Raw genomic sequence first — 19,780 nt, 5'->3', positions numbered from 1 at the left:
TTTTATGCACCAAAATGAAGTGAAAGAGTTATTTGACAAGCAAGCAGAAACTTATGATCAGCAATGGTCTAATACCGCACCAATACGTCATTGCATGCACTTACTGCTTAGATCTGTGTTTGCTGATTTACCTGTAAATGCCAACATTCTCTGTATCGGTGTAGGCACTGGAGATGAGCTACTTTATTTAGCGTCAAATTTCCCTAACTGGCAGTTCACCGCAGTTGAACCCTCAGGACCTATGTTGGATATATGTAAGAAAAGAGCTAAGGAGAGTGGCGTCGACACTCGCTGTATTTTTCATGAGGGGTATCTTCATTCAATGCCATTTGAGCAGGATTATCACGCGGCTACTTGCTTCCTTGTTTCTCAATTTATCTTGCAGGAAGAAAGGCGTTCAGCGTTCTTTGGAGAGATAGCAGAAAGGCTAAAGCCCGAAGGACTAATGGCAAGTGCGGACTTGTCTTCAGATATTGACTCGCCAGACCACGACAAATTACTTGATGCTTGGGTTAAAATGATGTCTATGGCCGATGTTTCGCAAGGTACACTAGAACGTATGCGCGATGCTTATGCAAACGACGTTGGGATACTTTCTCCACCCAAGGTATGTTCAATTATTCAAGCTGGTGGGTTCGAACTCCCGATTCAATTTTTTCAAGCAGGTCTGATTCATGCGTGGATAACTAAACGTGCTTGACCTAATCTGAAACAGCTATCAACTAAAATGATATCCCAAAGCACTTTGGGCATAAATGAGTGAGGTGGATTTCTGTTATTTAGAAATTAAGAAATAACAACAATAATAGCGACCGTCAGTATCGCTCCATGCCGCCCTTAGAGCATTTACGTTAACTCATTTTGGGGCAGAAGCGGGTTTTAGCAACAAGAGTCAGTACCGCTTACACTGACCCGATATTGAGGTAGAGTTACTTGCTCGAGGATTTACTCGGCTTTAGGCCTGGCGTGTTTCCTGGAGTTTTTTTGTTGTCACGTCGACGTTGATCTGGCTTGCCTATTGATTTGGCTTTTGGTTTTGGTCCTGGTTTCAAACCCATGATTTGATCCTTTTATTTAACGAGGTTATTCCTCGTTGTGTGATCTTTGAGCAATATTGATGGTTTTCAAGGTGTGTATGAAAAACAATCAAAAAATATCCTCTAAGTTCTCTGCTGGTAACTCACGTTTTGACGAACCACTTAAAGTGTATGGTGACCGGTTGGAGGCACAAGATGGATAGAATTGCCTCGGGTCCGCGACGGCTGAGTGTTGAAGAGATACAAGAGCTTCGTCGTGATATACAAGAATCTTCGGCCTAGGTTAAAGCTGAACTAAAGTCTCGACGATCAGTAAAAAATCAAAAAAATTCTGTGCATGGTATCGATGATGGTATTGAGAAAAGCCACCTTTCTAACTAGCCGTTTTATAGATATATTTTCTTCTCATTGATGTTCGAGTGGGAATAATGACTCTAAAATGAGTTAGCACCCCGCTTAAGAAAATGGCGAATATGATAAATATTCGCCATTTTGCTTGTTTTAGAAGCAGTTGAATCAAAAAAGTGATTTTTCACTTTACCTTTCGAAAAAGCGCTTTATAATGCGTCGACATTGCAGGGGCGTAGTTCCAATTGGTAGAACAGCGGTCTCCAAAACCGATGGTTGCGGGTTCGAGTCCTGCCGCCCCTGCCACTTCTTATTTTGCACTTCGCATTTTTTCAAAGTAAACTTCCTTAAAAAATTAAACTGCTTAGCCATGAATCCGATTTACGCAGATATTCTTGATATTGTACCGCTAAAGCTAAATTCTACATTTGCACATCTTGATCCCAACGCAGTTGTTGCTACTGATGCGAATGAGCTTCAGCAAATAGCTTTACCGACTGTTTTGTTGCAGGACTTTGAATTGGTGATGGGTAGAAAAATTGAGGTTGTCATGGGCAACACGATTTCACTTGAGAATAACCAATTAAGTTTACCGAGTGCACAACTAAGTACGGCTCAAAAGCGTGCGTTGTGGCAATTAATCTGGAGTCAACAAGATGCAAGTTAAGCAAGGTGGCTTACTACAATTTCCACTTAATGAGATTATGCAAGTAGAACAAGCCTGTCATGCTTTTCCTTGGAGTGAAAAAACCATGCAGTCTTGCCTTCACGGTCGTTACTTTAACACGGCTATTGTCGATGGTAATACGCTGGTGGGTTTCTACGTTGCAGAGCGTGCGGGCCCAGACTTAACCTTGATGGATATTTGTATTCGTCCTAATTACCAAGGTAAGGGCTACGCGAAGCCATTAATGGAAGATTTGTTAGCGCAAGCAGAGACCTTGCAGGCAGAAAATATCTTCCTTGAAGTAAGAGCGTCAAACGCTTCAGCAATCGCGTTATATCATCGCTATGATTTTGTCGAAATGGGCTTGAGAAAAAACTACTACCCGAGCACTCATGGTCGTGAAGACGCAATGCTCATGGCCTTACCATTAGCCTAAGTGACTATTATCCGTGGGCTGGTCTATCGATAGGGTGTAGCGCATAGCCTCAGTGAGCTTAAGCAAATAGTAATGGCGATTACTGTTTTGTGTTTTTTGCAAACTGGTTTCTAGTTCTCCTGCGGCTTCATGAATATTCATAAAGCCAAAGCAACCCGCGCTGCCTTTGATACTATGTGCTAGTGCCCTTAAAGATTCCCATTCCTGTGTATCATAAAGCTTTTGCAGCTCAACTAGCTGTGACGGTAGCTTTTCAACGTAATTTCGGCTTATTTGTAAGAACTTTTCGGTTTGTAACAAGGCATCCCATGAAGAGGACTTGCCATTTTGAAGTTCAAGGTACTCTAGTAGTAATTTACCTAGCAATTCTTTATCTATCGGCTTGCCAAGAGTGGCATCACATCCTGCTTTAATATGGTTGTCTATGTCGTGTTTCATTACGTTGGCAGTAAGTGCGATGATTGGTCCATCATAGGCGGCATGTCTGAGCATTTGCGTTGCTTCTTCACCACCCATGACTGGCATTTGCATATCCATTAAGATCAGTTGATAGTCTTCAACCAGCGCCATTTCAACCGCTTCAGCACCGTTATTAGCAATATCAGGAACTATGCCCCAGTTAGACAGTAGCAGCGTAATAAGCTCTTGGTTATCGGGATTGTCTTCCGCAACAAGCACTTTGGCATCAAGCTCTTTTACTGCTGCAATATGGGTTTTACTGTTATCCGGTTGTCTTGGTCGCTCAAGTGCGTTTAGCCAAGAGTAAGAGCGCTCTTTGAAATTACCCGAGACTTCAACAGAAAATAGACTACCTGCGCCTTGTTGGCTTTGAACATTTACGTCACCGCCAAGCAGTTGTGCTAGATTCTTTGATATACAAAGACCTAGTCCTGTGCCACCGAAGCGCCGAGTTGTTGTTGTATCAGCTTGCTCAAAAGGCTTAAATGCGCGCTCTAGCTCATTTTGCGACATGCCAATTCCGGTGTCTTTGATACTAAAAATAAACTTTTCAGATTCCGGTCTAAACTCCACCTTTAAATGAACGCCACCGTACTCAGTAAATTTCACCGCGTTTGTTGCGATGTTAAGCAAGATTTGTTTTAAGCGAGTAATGTCGGTGTAAAGCTTGTCAGGCAACGGTAGAATAAATTCTGTGGAAAAGTTCAGTAGTTTTTCATTCGTCATCGGCTCAATGATGGATTCAATATCATTGATGAGTGGCATTACCAAGACCTCTGATTCCTCCACATCTAGTTTTTCAGCCTCAATTTTAGAGAGGTCTAAGATATTATTGATAAGTTCTAATAGGTGTTTAGAGTTTCTTAAAATTGTGTCTAGGTGCTGTTTTGAGGCAGGAGAATTAGGATGCTGTATAAGCTGCTCGGTAAACCCCATAATAGCGGTAAGCGGGGTACGTATCTCATGACTCATGTTAGCTAAAAAGCGACTTTTAAGCTGGTTTGCCTGCTCGGCTTCTACAATAGCAACTTCTAGCTTGCTATTAGTTTCTTCTAATTCTTTGGTTCTGTCTTCAACTTTCTCTTCCAAGTGCTCTTTGTAATCCTCAAGCTCTCGCTGAAAGGTCCGAATTTGGCCGATCATATGGTTGAAATCTCTGAAAAGAATGCCAACTTCGTCACTATTATGCTCTGGTAGTGCCACCATTAGATCACCATCTCCGACCCGGTGGCTCGCTTCGCCCAATAACTCTATTGGATTTAACAACAGGTTACGAACCACGATAAAAATCAAGATCGGTAGTGTAATCACAGATAAGATAACGATCAGAGCTGTGATCAGACTAATAGTTTTACCAGAGCGGTAAAGTAGCGACTTAGGGATCGTTGAAATATAAAAGTAGCCACCGCTTAGTTGCGCGCTGTAGGTCATCCTTTCTACATTATCAATGCTATGAATAACGGTAGAGTCTAATTGCCCAAGATCAGCAATATAGCCTATTTTTTCTATTTCACTGGCGCTTAAATAGTGGCCAATGAGATTTGTATCTGAGCTGAATAATACCTCACCATCAATGCTCACCAAGAGGTTTAGCGTATTATCATACGGAGCTTCAAGTATGCTAGTACTTAAGAGAGAGGGAGAAACTTGTACGACGATATAGCCTTGTTGTCTAGGCTGCTTAAGTTCGTAATCTACACTGTAGATCTGCTGGACAAAATACAGTTGCGTACCTGCACTTGAGGCAACCATAAATTGATGTTGGCGTAAGTTACTTTGCATGATTTGTTTGGCAAAGGGATAAAGGTTCGGTGCTCCCCCTAAGTTACTAGAGTAAAATGCGGAGCTTCTGCCATTGGGAGATAAAAGATTGATACTAATGATATCAGGGTAGGCTTCACTATAACTGGCAAAAACATCCATTAGCGCACCTAAACGCTTAGTCTTTTCCATCCTTTCAAGGTTGGCCGAATTAAGAAAGTCACTAAGTACTGGAGAGGTTGAAAGCAGTTTTGTCGTGGACTGGTAGATCTCAATATAATTGAACATCTTCTGCTGTTGTTGTTCAACGAAACGACTAACAATGAGCTTGGCTTGTTTTTGCGTTGAGCTAGTTACATTCGTGAGTGTAAATCCGCCAAGAAACAGCAAGGGTAATATCACAAGCGGGGTGATATACCAAAGGAGTCGAATACTTAACTTGCTTGTTTTCATGGATAACTAGCTGCCTTGCTACACGAAATCTTAATGACAAAAAAATTAACATGAGTATTAAATCATAAGCTGGGGGAGGTGAATACTCAAGTTTGCTCAATCGCGGCGAAAATAAGATAAAAGGTGGGGATAACGTAAAAAAGCCTCCAAAAGGAGGCTTATTTTGAATCAAATTCTAAAGAAGATTAGAAGTTATACTTCATACCTACTGAGAATCTACGACCATTAACATCATAGAACTCGCCTGAGTCGAATGTTGCTGGTGTACGAGGAGGTTCTTTATCAAATAGGTTACTTACACCTAGACGAAGTTGTAAATCCTCTAACACGTATGACTTATACATGAAATCCACAGTTGTATATGATGAAACTTCGTTGAAGTTATTAGCTTCAATAGTCCAATCTTTGTCATCAACCGTACTATGGCGGTAATTAACCGTTAACGCGTAAACTGATTCATCTTGCGAGTACACTGCTGTAAAACGGCCTTTCCAGCGTGGTGAATCGTCAGTTAGTCCAGTAAAGCTACGTAAGTCGTCAGCACGGCCTGTTGAGTTTTGAGTGTCTTTTTGAATGTAAGTCGCGGCTAATTTTAAAGCAACCTCACCACTCATGGCATCAAATCGATATGCCGACTCTAGATCGTAACCTTTCTTTACTATTTGTGCAGAGTTAATTGGGCGTTGATAGAAGTGTTCAATATCGCCATTTTCACCGCGAACTAAGTTTTTACAAAATAAGTTGTCAATTGATTCACTTTCATAACAGTATTTGATTATGTCTGCACGACCAAAGTATTGAATTGCGCCGTCAATTTCGAATGACCAATAATCAACAGTAAAATCTAGACCTTCGATAAATTCAGGTGTATAGATAAGACCTACAGTTAAGTCATTAGACACTTCGTTCTTAAGTTCGGTGTTACCAACGATTGAACCTTCAAGACTGCCGCCCGCAAGCCATTCTGAAGAAGGCATCCAGCCTTCTGGTAAGCCGTCAGCTTGGCAGTTTCTAATAATGTTTTGTTTGTACTTGTAATCGTCACTTAGCTTTTTAATGCTGTCAGCACGACAGATGTCAGCACGGCCAGAGCTGTATTGTGTTGATGACGGTGCAAATAGATCACCTAAGCTCGGTGCTCTGACTGATTTTGAACGGTTAACGCGTAGTCTTAACTCTTCAGTTATACCCCAATTAAGTGCTAGCTTCCAAGCATCGTCTCCACCAGTCACTGAATAATCCATATAACGATATGCACCTTCAAATGTTAAGTCTAATGCAAGAAATTCGTCCACGAGTAATGGTACAGATAGCTCCATTGAAAGCTCGTCAACTTCAATTTCACCATGCATTGGTAAGCTAGAATTACCGAAGATTAAGCCTTTTTCCATATTTTCAGATGGTGTCTTTTCAGCAACTTCGCGACGGTGCTCGGCGGTAAATGCAGCACTCACATAACCAGCAGGAAGCTCAAATAGAATACCATCGACGGTGGCTGCAAAAACAGCTTGATCATGTCTTGCAAAACGGGTCGCTACAGTCGAAATATAACCCATTTGCTCTGCAGTTGCTGATGTTGCGCCCATAGGATTAAATGGTACACAGCCTGCGATTTGGCCAATGATCTTACCTTTACTATCACGGTCTACACATACAGTTTGACCATCGATAACGGCTGAGTTAACTGCGTTTAGTAAGTTTTGTTCAAGAACTTCACCTGTCCAAGTTGTATCTTGCTCTACGCGGCCAAATTGGAAATAGGCACTGTAACTCCAATCATCATTGATAATCCCTTCGGCACCTATAGATGAACGGAAGACTTCACGCTCTTGTTCATAGTTACGGTCACCCCAAAGGTTTGAGTTCGCTTGATATAAAGTTACGCTATCAATACCTTTGACTAAATTACCATCTTTATCTTTGTATTCTACGCTATCCATGATATTGCCCATTTCATCGCTCACAAAGGCATTATCACGATAGATCTTATAGGCGAAGAATGTTGGACCACTTTCAGTTGTCGAGTCTGTTTTTGACCAAGTTGCGTCAAATGTCAGAGCATGCTCATCATTCAGTTCGTAAGTACCATACGCAGAAGCGATTACTCGCTCTAGAGGTGTTCTAAAATAACTTTTTGATCCTTGAGTAAATACACCATCACCTTTGTTGTATTCATCGTGGAAGTAGCGGCCAGCAGCTAAGTCTGAAATAGCTGAGTTTGGATCTGGGATCAAACCTAACCCATAGTTAAATGGTTGTAATGAACCATCTTCTTGAAATGCAAAGTGGTTATTTAAATATACATCACGAGTTTTATCTGCACCCGGAGCGATAGCAAAGAAATCACCTTTTTCAGAATATCTAGCGAGGGCCGTTTGACCGTTTAGTACGATATTCCCAGGAATGCCATCTTTGCTTCCTGTGTCAGAAGGGTTGGCTATCGATCGCATTGAATTTCTGTAGAAATCGCGGTCAAGCTTTGCATAGCTTTCGTTTTTCGTATAATTCAACGAGGTAATGAATGAAAGCTTGTCTAGCTCTTGTCCGCCAGTAATTGAGAAAGAGTAATCTTCACCGCCATTTTGTTCAGGCTTCACGGTGGAGATATCAACTTCTACGCCATCAAATGACTTCTTGGTAATGATGTTTACAACACCAGCGACAGCGTCCGCACCATAGACTGCTGCTGCGCCGCCTGTTGCGATTTCTACACGCTCAATAATAGAAGTAGGGATGTTGTTTAAATCTACCGCAGTGTCACCAACAGAGCCTGGTACAAAGCGACGGCCATTAACTAATACCAGTGTACGTTCTGAGCCTAAACCACGCAGATCAGTAGTATTTAAACCTGACGCATAGATGTAGCTGGTGGTATTTTCAGGAGATAGGCCAACACTAGCTTGAGGCATTTCAGCTAAAAGGTCATTTACGTTGGTGATGCCTTGGTTTTCAAGCTCTACACCACCAATTACAGTAACTGGTGTAGGTGAAGTTAGGTTCACACGTTTGATTCGTGAACCGGTAACTTGAATGCGCTCTACTGATTTAGCTTCTGTTTGTTCGTTTGCAACAGCTACTGAACTGCTTACGGCACCAGCGACTAAAGCAACTTGGATTCCAGCGGTAACTAGATTTAACTTCTTCAACATTTTGACCCTTATTTACTTTGTTTATAACGATGGCCGACCCTTTCCATACTTTGGAAGGCGACATATCGCAATATAGGTGCTGCGTTTTTACCATAAACAATTGTTAAATATGGGTTTTGTCTAAATGTGTATGATGTTTAAAAAAGGTGTAATGTGTGATTTTGTTGTTCCTTATTTGGTTTTCTTTATTATAATCAGTTGGTTATGGTGGCTCTTTGTGTCATCTTTTATTTACGGTTAGTAAGTGTTTACAAATGCTGTTATTGTTTTGAGAACAATAAATTTAAATTTGATAGAAATGATATAAGTTTCAGTTTGAAATTTAAGCTTTTTTGTAGCTGGAATTGTAATTTTTATGTGGGTTTTGCTGTGCTAAAAGTGAGCACTTGATGTTTTGAGGGGAATTCGACAGGGAACTTTTTTAGATAGGCCGAAAATCAACCTATCTCTTTATGGAAAATAGCTAATTTTGCATAGCTTTTAAGCGTCTGAGTTTGAGCTGCTCTTGAATAGCCTTTCCTTGGTAGCCGTCTGCAATGATCTCTTGTACATCGATGTTGCGAGTTGCTAAAAAGTTCTGTGTAAGTTTGTCACAAAGAGCACGTAAATTATCACTTACCTTGCTACAAATATAACAAAAGCGCTCTAGTTTCTCAGGTCTGCGCCATGCGTCTATATTTTGTAAGATAATAAACCATTCATCAGGGGTTTTACTTTCTTTGCTCAATAAATCGAGATTTGCGATAAGCTCTTTGCTGCTTTCTAAGTAAATATTAGGCACTTTAAATCGTTTTGCTTGCTCTAACTGAATCAAGCAAGTACCCGAAAAGTAACAGGCAAGGCTGAATTGTGCTAATCCATCCAACTCATCATTCTTTTCAAGTCTAGAGAGTGCACTTTGAAATTTTCCATATGCTGCTTGATCCCACTCTGGGATGTATGGAGAAACAAATTCACGTGCACCTAACGCTGAGATCGTATTTAGAAAGTGTCCTAATCCGTTATCTTGTATTGTTTTTTCTATTTCTAGCCAAATACGCTCTTTGGTTAAGGTTTTTAATTCATCGTTAGCGACCATGGTTTGCATAAGGTGCCAAGTTTCAGTTGCAATGGTGAAGTTGTATTCTTTATAGCGAGCTGCAAAACGCGCTACTCGCAGTACTCTAAGTGGATCTTCACTAAAAGCGCTGCTGACATGGCGTAATATTCGGTTTTCTAAATCTTTTTGACCGCCATAGGGGTCAATAAGCGAACCATCATCATCTTTAGCAATTGCATTAACGGTAAGATCTCGGCGAAGTAAATCTTCTTCCAAGCTTATTTCTGGGCCAAAATCACAAATAAACCCAGTGTATCCTTGACCACTTTTACGCTCGGTGCGCGCAAGAGCGTGTTCGTCTTTTGTGATGGGGTGTAAGAATACAGGGAAGTCGCTGCCAACTTGCTGATAGCCTAGCTCACTCATTTGCTCTGGTGTGCTGCCAACGACCACATAATCTCTTTCTTTTATTGGGCGCCCTAGCAGTTCATCTCTAACTGCACCGCCGACGAGATAGATTTTCATTTGCTATATTCCATTTTATGCGATTCAAGGTTTTATCTTGAACCGGATTTTGCCATTATAGAGCGCATCATAACAATAAAGAGACAAGTCGTGTATTTACGCTATTTTGGGTTAACTGAAAAACCCTTCTCGATTGCACCAAATCCTGAATTCTTATTCCTTAGCGAACGTCACAAGGAAGCACTTGCACATTTAACCTATGGGTTGGGTGACGCGGGTGGCTTTGTACTACTGACTGGTGAGGTTGGTACGGGGAAAACCACAGTTACACGGAGTATGCTGGCTCAGTTGCCTGAATCAACGAAGGTTGCTTTTATACTTAACCCATCGCTATCGGAGCTTGAACTGCTTGCGACGATTTGTGATGAGCTGGAAATTGACTATGACAGCAACAACGCCACGTTAAAATCGCTTACCGATGTGATTAAGCATAGATTGTTAGAGAACCATCATAGTGGTGGTCATACAATGTTGATCATTGATGAAGCTCAGCATTTAGCACCGGAGGTACTTGAACAGCTTAGGCTGCTGACTAACCTTGAAACAGATCATAAAAAATTGCTACAAATAGTATTAGTGGGTCAACCAGAGCTACAGCATTTGTTGCAGCGCAACGAGCTGCGGCAATTAGCACAAAGGATCACGGCGCGTTATCACTTACTGCCACTTAGCGAATCGCAAGTGTTTGCTTATATACAGCATCGTCTGCAAAAAGCCGGTTGTCAGCAAGCTTTGTTCCACCATGATGCGGTAGCCTATGTACATCAAGTGACAGCAGGGATCCCAAGATTAATAAATTTGTTGGCCGACAGGTGTTTATTAGGGGCATACTCGGCATCGCAAACTCAGGTAACGAAAGCAATCGCTGTTCAAGCAGCAAAGGAGGCGCTACCCACTAATTTAGTGCCAGTTGCAAGCCAAGAAAAGAGTCGCGTGCCATTATTTTTTTCGGTTTGGCTTGGTATGTTATTTGTTGCGGGCTTTGGTTTGGCAAAATTGGTGTAGAGGGAAACATGTCGTATTTAACAAGAGCTATGAAACAGTCGCAGCAAGGTGCAGATGCCGAACAGGATTATTTGAGTCAACGCCAAGACGCCCAACTCATTTTCTATAAAAAGCTCGTTACCTATGCCGGTGCGGGTCTCTTGTCTTTGTCTTCACTTGGGGTGGGGTATTATATCGGTAAGATAACGACCCCAGCAGAAGTGCAACCAGCAGTAACGACTAAAGTGGAGGCGAAAAAAGAAGAGCAAGCTGAGCTTTCTACAGATCTTGCGGTGGAGAATAATCAGCAGGTGAAAAAGGCTAGTGTTGCTAGTCAAGAAGTGAGTACACCAGCGGCTACTTCAGCGACAAACAACACTGTTAATTCTAATCTAGAGGCACAAACTGCTGAGCCTGAGCAGCACTTCCAGTGGGTGTCTGTGCAAATTGGCGTTGATAACCAAGGCAAGCCTTTATATCAACAACAATTGGTACCGGTAGACTCTGTTAAAGCTGTACCTGTCGTGTCAATCCCTACATCGGATGTCATTCAACCTAATCAGGTTACTCAAGACTTATCCCCAGGAGAAGTCCAAACGGCTGGGGAGTACGCGGGCTATCGTGTATTTGGCGCTAAGCCAAAACCACAAGATGATGAACTTGCCGGGGTATCAGAAGAACTTAAAAAAGCCTTTGCAGAGGCGGTAAAAGAAACAGCACCGCATGAAGAGCCAGAGGTGCTTGCTACTACTAAGGAGTCTGCTTCAGCTACGCCCATCGCGCTGCTTCCTGCCCAATTGCAAAATAGTATTCCAAGCTTGCGCTATCAAGCACATATTTATGCTACCGACTCCCATGAGCGGTGGATAAAAATAAACAATAGACCTTTATATGAGGGTGATAGTCTAGGGGCTTTGACCGTTGTAGAAATTACACCAGAGCAAACACGTTTTGATTTCGACGGTATTGAATTCAGCCTTGAGGCAATGGAGGACTGGCTGCCTTCATATTAAGGCAGCATTGAATGTTTAAAAAACCGAATAAGATCAAGCTTGAATTCTTCGGGCTTGATCGCTGACTCTAGCTCATCGTTTGCTTTTTTCGCGCTTAAATCGATATCTTGAACTTCAATGTAATGCATGTGCTTAGCGTGATAAAACACTTTAACAACGGGTTTTAGTGGCGTTTTGGGATTGCTTTGGGCAATAACACCGACCTTCCCACTAGTGAGTTTTACTAAAGTACCCACAGGGTATACGCCAATGCAAGCAATAAACCGGCTTAGTAGTTGTTCGTCAAAATGGTGAGGGCAGCCTTCACGCATTAACTTAAACGCTTTAATTGGTGTCATGCCCTCTTTATAGACGCGCTCAGCGGTCAATGCGTCATAAACATCAACGATAGCTGCCATTCTCACATGCTGAGGAAGTTCGTCCGCAGTTTTGCCATAAGGATACCCTGTGCCATCTAGGCGCTCGTGGTGATAGCCTGCTATTTCACAAGCAACTCGTCCAAGACCTGCATTGAGCAAAATATCAAAGCTGTATTTAGCGTGAGACTTCATGATGTGATACTCATCGAGGCTCAATTTTCCAGGCTTATGTAAAATATCGTCGGGAATTTCTATCTTACCAATGTCGTGGAGTAGCGCGCCTGTGGTCATCTCCTCGGTTAACTCTCTCGAATAGCCTAGGTGCTTACAGAAAATAGCCATTAAGATAGAAACATTAATAGAGTGCTCCAATAGATAGGCGTCTTTTTCTCTGATCCGCGCGATACAGGATAGTGCATCTTGATTGCGAAATACGGAGTCAATAAAGCCGCTTGCTGTTGCTTTAAAAGCCTCTATTTCTATCGCTTTACCCGCTTTAATATCCGCGAACGCTTTGCTTTGAATTGCTTTTGCTTCGTCGTAAAGTGTCACTGCGTGTTGCATTTCTGCGTCAACACTACACTTGGTTTGCCAAGGGTCATGCTCTGGTTTATGCGGCTCTTCTATATTTTCATCATGAGGAGGTTCATCGTGAGGGTCGTGTTCTGAAAGGCGCTTACTAGGGTCGACCGTTACCTCTAAAACACCACTCTTTTGTAGCTTTGTAATGCTTGTTTTCGTTCTCACCCAGCCTTTGGTTTTAATCGCAACTGAGCCTGTCTGCTTTGTCACACCGACAACAAACATACCTGGCTCTAAATCACTGATATTAATGTTAATCTCTGGCATGAAGGTTCCTTAAGTTGTGTCTTTAAGCGTAGCAAAACTTGGTAAAATAGAAAGGATTAAAATATAAATATGATTGATTTTCCCCCAATAAACCCGCATCCTGAAAGAAACAAAAAGGAGTCTATTTTATGCGCTTATCTCCCTTGGTGTTAGGCCTCATTGCCACTTTGTCTTGGCATGCGAATGCCAATTTGAAACAACAAGTTGCAGAGTCTATGCCTGAACTTGAGTCTTTGTACTTACATTTACATCAAAACCCTGAGCTCTCTTATAAAGAAGAAAAAACAGCAGGGCGTTTGGCGGATGAAATGCGCAGACTTGGTTATGACGTGACTGAAAATGTGGGTGGCTTTGGTGTTGTTGGCATGCTGAAAAATGGTGATGGTCCAACGGTGATGATCCGAGCCGATACCGATGGTTTGCCAATTATTGAAGAAACAGGGAAGTCGTACGCGTCAAAAGTTAAAGTGAAAGATGATGCGGGGAATTTGGTTGGTGTGATGCACGGTTGTGGTCACGACATCCATATGACCAGTTTAATCGGTACTGCAAAACAGCTAATGGCTAACAAGGAAAAGTGGCAAGGTACATTGATGTTAGTTGCTCAACCCGCTGAAGAAGTGGGTGGCGGCGCAAAAGCGATGTTGAAGGAAGGGTTGTATACTCAGTTTGCTAAACCCGATCATGTGCTTGGTTTGCATGTAAGTGCTGCGGTTCCTGCCGGTAAAGTGGCGATCGCACCGGGTTATGCATTGGCGAATGTTGACTCAGTTGACATCATTGTCAAGGGTAAAGGGGGGCATGGAGCCTATCCACATACTACCATCGACCCTGTGGTACTAGCATCTCGGATTGTACTAGGACTACAGACCATTACATCACGAGAGATCTCTCCGTTAGAGCCGTCGGTGATCACTGTAGGCTCTATTCACGGTGGTTCTAAGCACAATATCATTTCAAACGAAGTGAAGCTTCAACTAACGCTACGCTCTTATAATCCGGACGTGCGTGAGCAACAAATTACGGCGATCAAACGCTTGACTGCAGGCATAGCAAAAAGTGCAGGATTGGAGGGCAGTCTTGAGCCTGAGGTTATCGTTCATGAAAGCGAAAGCATTCCATCTACGTATAATAATCCGGAGTTGGCTAAGTTTGTAACTAGCGCTATTAAGCAGGAAATTGGTGCAGAAAATGTTGAACAATCTCAGCCGGTGATGGCTGGTGAAGATTTCGGTTTATATGGCCGTACTGACGACAATGTACCAATTACAATTTTTTGGCTAGGTGGTGTTAATCAAGCGGTATTCGATGCGGCACAAAAAAGCGGAGAGCCTTTACCTTCATTGCATTCTAGTCACTTTGCGCCAGATTACCCTATCGCCATCGCAACTGGAGTTAGAGCTATGAGCAATAGTGCACTTGCTTTGTTTAATCAAAAATAAGCTTTATCTAGCTTTTTTATCTCGCATAGTAAAAAGGTAGCCTCGGCTACCTTTTTAGTTTTTAGTCTTTATTTGCTGCTGCAAGCATTAACTCTCTATTGCGCTCTAGTTTTACCAGCATCGCATCTGCAATGGGTTTGAACTTAGCGAGCTCAGACTGAGGTAATGGTTCAGACTTTGGCAGTTTTACCGTTTTAGGATTTCGGTGTACGCCGTTCACCAAAAACTCATAATGAAGGTGAGGACCTGTCACGCGGCCAGTTGCACCGACGGTACCAATTTTCTGCCCTTGCTTCACTTTTTGACCTGTTTTCACAGCACGTTTATTCAAGTGTAAGTACTTAGTCACATACTTGCTGCCGTGCTGAATAAACACATAGTTACCATTGAGTTTATTGTAACCAGACTTAAGTACCTTACCGTTACCAGAGGAAACCACCGGCGTGCCTACGCGTGCCGCATAGTCTATACCATTGTGAGACGATACTCGGCCAGTCACAGGGTGAAGGCGACGCGGATTGAAGCTGGAGCTGATATATTTGAAGTTAACTGGTGCTCTTAAGAAGGCTTTTTTCATGCTACGGCCTTCAGGGGTATAGAACTCGTCATCAGTATGACGAACCGCACTGTAACGCTCGCCCTGATTGATAAATTCTGCGGCAATAATTTTACCATTACCGATTTCTTCACCGTCTACATAGTGCTTTTCAAACACTAAAGCGAAAGAGTCACCCTTACGAATATCGTTTGCAAAGTCGACATCCCAACCAAAAATATCGGCGAAGTTCATTATTTGGCGTTCGCTAAGACCCGCTGAAATACCAGCGCTCCAGAAGCTGGAATTGATCTTGCCACCTGCCGATTTTTCGCGACTTTCGATTTCCTTGCTTTCGATTTTGGTTTCGTAATTACCCTCGTCGTTTAGGGTGACCAATAAGGTATCCGTTTTTGACAAGATGTATTTTAATTGAGCTAATTCACCACCATCATTGCTAGCAAAGCTAAGCACTTCTCCCGGGTGGATTTTAGTCAGCTTGCGGGTTTCTGCGTTGGTATTGACCAGATTGTGTAACGTTTTGGCAGAATAACCTGCGCGTTTAAAAATCACGGCTAGGCTGTCGCCAGACTTCACTTCGTGGTCTTTAAATTCAAATACAGGTTGTTTAGGGGCAGACTCAGGCGTGATGACTGGCGCTGCATCTAATTCAGTAAGTTGCTCTGTTTTTTCTGATATTTTTACTGGCAACTCGTAACGTTTCCCAACTTCTAAAGCTTTTCCGTCATTGTCTTTTGAAGCCGTTGCTTTTTCAGAGGGGATCAGGGCAATTCCGACCATCGCAGATAGGAAGCCGATGATGAGCACTTTGTGCTTTTTGGGGAGCTTATGAACCACATGAACCATAATGCGCCTTTTCTGCTGTCAAGAATTATTGTAGATAATATTGCAGGATATACGTAATAAACCCGTAATACCAGCGTTTTGTGCATTTAAACTCGGATAAATATAGGCTAGAATCGAGCGATTACAAGTTATAGCTGTTGGAGTGAGAATAGTGGATTTAGAAACTGCATTTGCAGAGATTAGCCGTGGTGCAGAAGAAATTCTGTTGCAGGATGAATTAAAAGAAAAGCTGAAGTCAGGTAAAAAACTACGTATTAAAGCGGGTTTCGATCCAACAGCGCCTGATTTGCATTTAGGACACACAGTGCTAATCAATAAAATGAAAACCTTTCAAGACTTAGGCCATGAGGTGATTTTCTTGATTGGTGATTTCACCGGTATGATTGGCGACCCAACGGGCAAAAATGTAACTCGTAAGCCACTCACTCGTGAAGATGTACTGGCAAATGCAGAAACATACAAAGAACAGGTTTTCAAAATCCTTGATCCTGCCAAAACCACAGTTGCATTCAATTCTGAGTGGATGGAAAAGCTTGGCACAGCCGGTATGATCAAGCTTGCTGCACGTCAAACTGTGGCACGTATGCTTGAGCGCGACGACTTTAAAAAGCGTTATGCAAATGGCCAAGCAATCGCAATCCACGAATTCTTATATCCACTGGTTCAAGGTTGGGACTCGGTTGCACTAGAGGCGGATGTTGAGCTCGGTGGTACCGATCAGCGCTTTAACCTATTAATGGGTCGTGAGCTACAAAAAGACGAAGGGCAAAAGCCGCAAACAGTACTGATGATGCCGCTACTTGAAGGCACCGACGGCGTACAGAAAATGTCTAAGTCACTAGGTAACTACATCGGTATTACTGATGCGCCAAACGACATGTTCGGTAAAGTGATGTCGATTTCTGACGATTTAATGTGGCGTTACTACGAATTGTTAAGCGCAAAAACACTGGATGATATCGCTGCACTTAAAGAAGAAGTTGCAGGCGGCCGCAACCCTCGTGACATTAAGATTGAATTTGCAAAAGAAATGATTGCTCGATTCCACAGTGAAGCTGACGCTGAAGCGGCGCATCAAGACTTTATCAAGCGTTTCCAAAAAAATGCCTTACCTGATGAGATCCCTGAAGTCACCGTAACTATTGAGGGTGAAAGCACGTTTATCACTAACTTGCTAAAAGAAGCCGGTTTAGTGGCAAGTACTTCAGAGGCGATGCGCATGATCAAGCAAGGCGCGGTTAAGCTAAATGGCGAAGATAAAGTAACAGACACAAAATTAGAAGTTGCGAAAGGTTCTTGTGAAATCTACCAAGTAGGTAAGCGTAAGTTTGCGAAAGTTACGGTAAACTAAACAAGCTAATCTACTTGTTATAGCCGAAGAGGTCAGTGTTTTACTGGCCTTTTTTGTGGTTGTTACAACATTAAGCTAGCAAAATTTATAATCACAAGCAGTAAGGCGGAAGTAGCAATAAATAGCCAGCGCATTTGATTAAGTAGCCCGAGTAAATGCTGAATATGCTCAGCTGAGGGTTGCGCTTTTGCACCTACCCGCATCACATCATAACGTTCACCAAAATAAAAGCGCGGCCCTGCGAGCTGTGTATGTAAATTTGCGGCAAAGAAGCTCAGTGCCCATCCGGTATTCGTTTGGCTAAAGTGACGGCCGTAGTATTTAATGTAGTGCCAAGTTTGCTTTGGTCTAAGTAGCAATGAAAAGCAGGTAATTAATAATCGCATGGGTACAAACTCAACGAGCCAAATCACGCGGGAAAGGCTTGTCATAAAACGGGCTGAGGGGAGCATTACTTGCCGCCAAGCATGGTCGCATAGCAGTAACAGTTTATAAAATAGCGCGAGATAGGGGCCTGCCATTAGATACAGTAAAGCAATGACAAAAAAATGGCGCAGGGTATTTAATGCGGTGCTATCTATGGTGGCTTTACAAATACCAAGCTCTGTTAGCTTCTCTACATCTCTTGCTACCATTCCTTGCAACACGGCTCTTGCGGTTACTTTTTGCTTTGACTTTATCAGCGCGGAAATACGCTTAGCACGGCTTTCATGGCTAATATCTAAGCATAAAAACAACACCAGCCCACCGAGCCAATTAGGATAAAAAGCAAAGCTAATAATCGCATAAGTTAATACGGTGATGGTTAATATAGGGAGGAGGAATCCCAGTGTGCCTGATAACAGTTGATAACTAGAAGCCGCTTTGGGGCGATAAACTTTTTCGGCAATCGCTTTAAATATAAGGCTAAGAATAAGATTAGGGTGATAAAGTGTTGATAACCTTACCCCTAGGCTGGCAAAAATCGCCAGTAAGAAAATGATCAGGCCCTCATGGGCCTGAAGCAAGCTGTCGAGCACTAAAGCGTAACCTTATCCAGCTTATTAAGTAGTGCCATCACCATTTTAGAAGAGTTAACAGAAGCGACTTCTAGATACTCTTCGAATGATTGCGGTGATTCTTTGCCGGCGATATCAGATAGCGAGCGGATCACAACAAATGGCGTGTTTAAAGAATGACAAGCCTGCGCAATTGCCGCACCTTCCATTTCTACTGCTAACATCGTAGGGAAGTCTGCACGCGCCTTGTCGATGCGTACTGGGTCGCACATAAATGAGTCACCCGTACAGATCAAACCAACCATAGTTTGAATGCCTTCAAGCGCATGTACGCTTTGCTCTGCAGCTTCAACTAATTTTGTGTGCGAAGTAAACGCAGCAGGCATTTGCGGAACTTGACCAATTTCATAGCCAAATGCAGTAACATCAACGTCGTGATGACGTACTTCATTTGAAATCACCACATCGCCGACGTTTAGTGATGGTTCAAAGCCACCTGCAGAACCCGTGTTGATCACGCAATCTGGCGCAAAGTTGTCGATAAGCAAAGTTGTCGCAACCGTCGCTGCCACTTTACCAATGCCAGACTGTACAAGCGTTACGTCAAGACCAGCCAGTTTGCCGGTATAAAAAGTAAAGCCACCTTTGGTCAATGTTTGCGGGTTTTCCATGGTGTTACGCAAAATGGTAACTTCTTGCTCCATTGCGCCGATAATGCCTACTTTCATCAAAAGATTCCTAATTTGTGGTGGGGAAAGCCCCAGTGTCAAAATTGCTTTTATTATACGAAAGGGGTTTTGATAGGTAAAACAAAAAACGGGCTGACGCCCGTTTTGCTAGATTTCTGCCAACTGAGTTGACTGTGCTTTTGCCTGTGAAGGAGACAGTACCGCAGGTTTGTAGGTGCGGTTTCTGGTTTTCTTTGGCATCTCCACTTTTTGGCCAAGCTTGAATAGGATTGCCGCACGCACCTCAGCGCTTTGGTAGCCACTTTTGATTTTCATACGAATGTGTGGAATACCCGCAGATTCCAGAGCACCACTTACAAACCAATCTTTTTGTGCTTTATGGCCGTTTTTATTGGCGTTATTGACCAAGTCAACAGCGGCAACAATTTTCAGTGTCTCTTTGTCTACCAAGACATAATCCAACTGCTTATTCTTAGCTTTAGTTACCGCAGCACGACGTGCTTTTGGAGAGATACCCGGCTTGCACTCAATCACATCAATGAGCTTAATGCGGCTAACGATTTTATATCTATCGCCAACGGCACGTTCTAATAAATGTAGAAACGATGCTTCAACGGTGGTAAAAACAGATTCTTTACGATTAAACGGATAAGGATTGCCACCCACATCGGTGTACTTAGAAGCGACAATGGAAGCAACGACCACTAGAGCCAAAATAGCAAGTAACGCAAATTCCATACAAAACTCCAAATCAAAAAAATGACATCTGTGATTTTATAAGCAATAATTGTGCCATAAAATTACTTTACGGCAAGTCAT

At 42.6% G+C, this 19,780-nt stretch carries 15 protein-coding genes and 1 tRNA gene; 8 read left to right on the top strand and 8 right to left on the bottom strand.

The window, feature by feature from the left end; all coding sequences use genetic code 11:
• Window positions 1-4 precede the first annotated feature (4 nt).
• The 4 genes from QSH61_RS15165 (at window position 5) to rimI (ending at window position 2,488) form a co-directional block, all read left to right on the top strand.
• Window positions 5-700, top strand: coding sequence for a class I SAM-dependent methyltransferase (locus tag QSH61_RS15165; protein WP_206472127.1), 696 nt, complete (start codon window positions 5-7; stop codon window positions 698-700).
• Window positions 701-1,614: 914 nt separating this feature from the next.
• Window positions 1,615-1,691: transfer RNA gene (locus tag QSH61_RS15160), tRNA-Trp, on the top strand.
• A gap of 64 nt (window positions 1,692-1,755) precedes the next feature.
• Window positions 1,756-2,052, top strand: a complete 297-nt coding sequence (locus QSH61_RS15155) for a hypothetical protein (protein WP_206472128.1) — start codon at window positions 1,756-1,758, stop codon at window positions 2,050-2,052.
• Window positions 2,042-2,488, top strand: coding sequence for a ribosomal protein S18-alanine N-acetyltransferase (gene rimI, locus QSH61_RS15150; protein WP_010605967.1), 447 nt, complete (start codon window positions 2,042-2,044; stop codon window positions 2,486-2,488). The genes QSH61_RS15155 and rimI overlap by 11 nt, the downstream gene beginning before the upstream one ends.
• Here the strand turns inward: rimI and QSH61_RS15145 are convergent.
• The 3 genes from QSH61_RS15145 to QSH61_RS15135 all read right to left on the bottom strand — a co-directional run bounded on the left by QSH61_RS15145 (window position 2,480) and on the right by QSH61_RS15135 (window position 9,874).
• Complete coding sequence (locus QSH61_RS15145; RefSeq protein ID WP_206472129.1) at window positions 2,480-5,161, bottom strand: ATP-binding protein; 2,682 nt, start codon at window positions 5,159-5,161, stop codon at window positions 2,480-2,482. The two genes, rimI and QSH61_RS15145, sit on opposite strands and share 9 nt — an antisense overlap.
• A 185-nt stretch (window positions 5,162-5,346) precedes the next feature.
• Window positions 5,347-8,310 (bottom strand): TonB-dependent receptor domain-containing protein, encoded by a 2,964-nt coding sequence (locus tag QSH61_RS15140; RefSeq protein WP_206472130.1) that lies wholly within the window; start codon window positions 8,308-8,310, stop codon window positions 5,347-5,349.
• Window positions 8,311-8,773: 463 nt separating this feature from the next.
• Window positions 8,774-9,874, bottom strand: coding sequence for a tRNA nucleotidyltransferase/poly(A) polymerase-related protein (locus QSH61_RS15135; protein ID WP_206472131.1), 1,101 nt, complete (start codon window positions 9,872-9,874; stop codon window positions 8,774-8,776).
• A gap of 90 nt (window positions 9,875-9,964) precedes the next feature.
• On the opposite strand from QSH61_RS15135, the gene QSH61_RS15130 reads away from it, so the two are divergent.
• Both QSH61_RS15130 and QSH61_RS15125 read left to right on the top strand, forming a co-directional pair.
• The gene (locus QSH61_RS15130; RefSeq protein ID WP_174169761.1) at window positions 9,965-10,879 is read left to right on the top strand and encodes an ExeA family protein; all 915 of its coding nucleotides are present in this window, start codon (window positions 9,965-9,967) and stop codon (window positions 10,877-10,879) included.
• Window positions 10,880-10,887: 8 nt separating this feature from the next.
• Window positions 10,888-11,871 (top strand): general secretion pathway protein GspB, encoded by a 984-nt coding sequence (locus QSH61_RS15125; RefSeq protein WP_174169762.1) that lies wholly within the window; start codon window positions 10,888-10,890, stop codon window positions 11,869-11,871.
• Here the strand turns inward: QSH61_RS15125 and QSH61_RS15120 are convergent.
• Entirely contained in the window at window positions 11,868-13,079 is a 1,212-nt protein-coding gene (locus QSH61_RS15120; RefSeq protein ID WP_206472132.1) for a cyclic di-GMP phosphodiesterase, read from the bottom strand. The genes QSH61_RS15125 and QSH61_RS15120 overlap by 4 nt on opposite strands.
• Window positions 13,080-13,207: 128 nt before the next feature.
• On the opposite strand from QSH61_RS15120, the gene QSH61_RS15115 reads away from it, so the two are divergent.
• Entirely contained in the window at window positions 13,208-14,521 is a 1,314-nt protein-coding gene (locus tag QSH61_RS15115) for a M20 metallopeptidase family protein (protein ID WP_206472133.1), read from the top strand.
• Between the two features lie 61 nt (window positions 14,522-14,582).
• Here QSH61_RS15115 and QSH61_RS15110 read toward each other — a convergent pair whose 3' ends face one another.
• Window positions 14,583-15,923: a peptidoglycan DD-metalloendopeptidase family protein gene (locus tag QSH61_RS15110; RefSeq protein WP_010605975.1), complete on the bottom strand. Its 1,341-nt coding sequence runs from the start codon at window positions 15,921-15,923 to the stop codon at window positions 14,583-14,585.
• Window positions 15,924-16,074: 151 nt separating this feature from the next.
• Between QSH61_RS15110 and tyrS the strand changes: the two genes are divergently transcribed.
• Window positions 16,075-17,274 carry a tyrosine--tRNA ligase gene (gene tyrS / locus QSH61_RS15105; RefSeq protein WP_102057449.1) on the top strand — a complete coding sequence of 400 codons (1,200 nt, stop codon included), beginning with the start codon at window positions 16,075-16,077 and terminating at the stop codon, window positions 17,272-17,274.
• Window positions 17,275-17,336: 62 nt separating this feature from the next.
• On the opposite strand, the gene QSH61_RS15100 is transcribed toward tyrS, so the two are convergent.
• From QSH61_RS15100 to QSH61_RS15090, 3 genes are all read right to left on the bottom strand, one after another.
• Window positions 17,337-18,293 (bottom strand): cobalamin biosynthesis protein, encoded by a 957-nt coding sequence (locus QSH61_RS15100; protein WP_206472134.1) that lies wholly within the window; start codon window positions 18,291-18,293, stop codon window positions 17,337-17,339.
• Entirely contained in the window at window positions 18,293-19,000 is a 708-nt protein-coding gene (mtnN, locus tag QSH61_RS15095) for a 5'-methylthioadenosine/S-adenosylhomocysteine nucleosidase (RefSeq protein ID WP_010605978.1), read from the bottom strand. The genes QSH61_RS15100 and mtnN overlap by 1 nt, the downstream gene beginning before the upstream one ends.
• 108 nt (window positions 19,001-19,108) lie before the next feature.
• Window positions 19,109-19,699, bottom strand: coding sequence for a DUF2726 domain-containing protein (locus QSH61_RS15090; protein ID WP_010605979.1), 591 nt, complete (start codon window positions 19,697-19,699; stop codon window positions 19,109-19,111).
• Window positions 19,700-19,780: the final 81 nt, after the last annotated feature.

Source organism: Pseudoalteromonas sp. JC3 (assembly GCF_030291895.1).
GTDB lineage: Bacteria > Pseudomonadota > Gammaproteobacteria > Enterobacterales > Alteromonadaceae > Pseudoalteromonas.
Note: the sequence above shows the minus strand (reverse complement) of the source record. Positions and strands in the feature narration are given on the sequence as shown.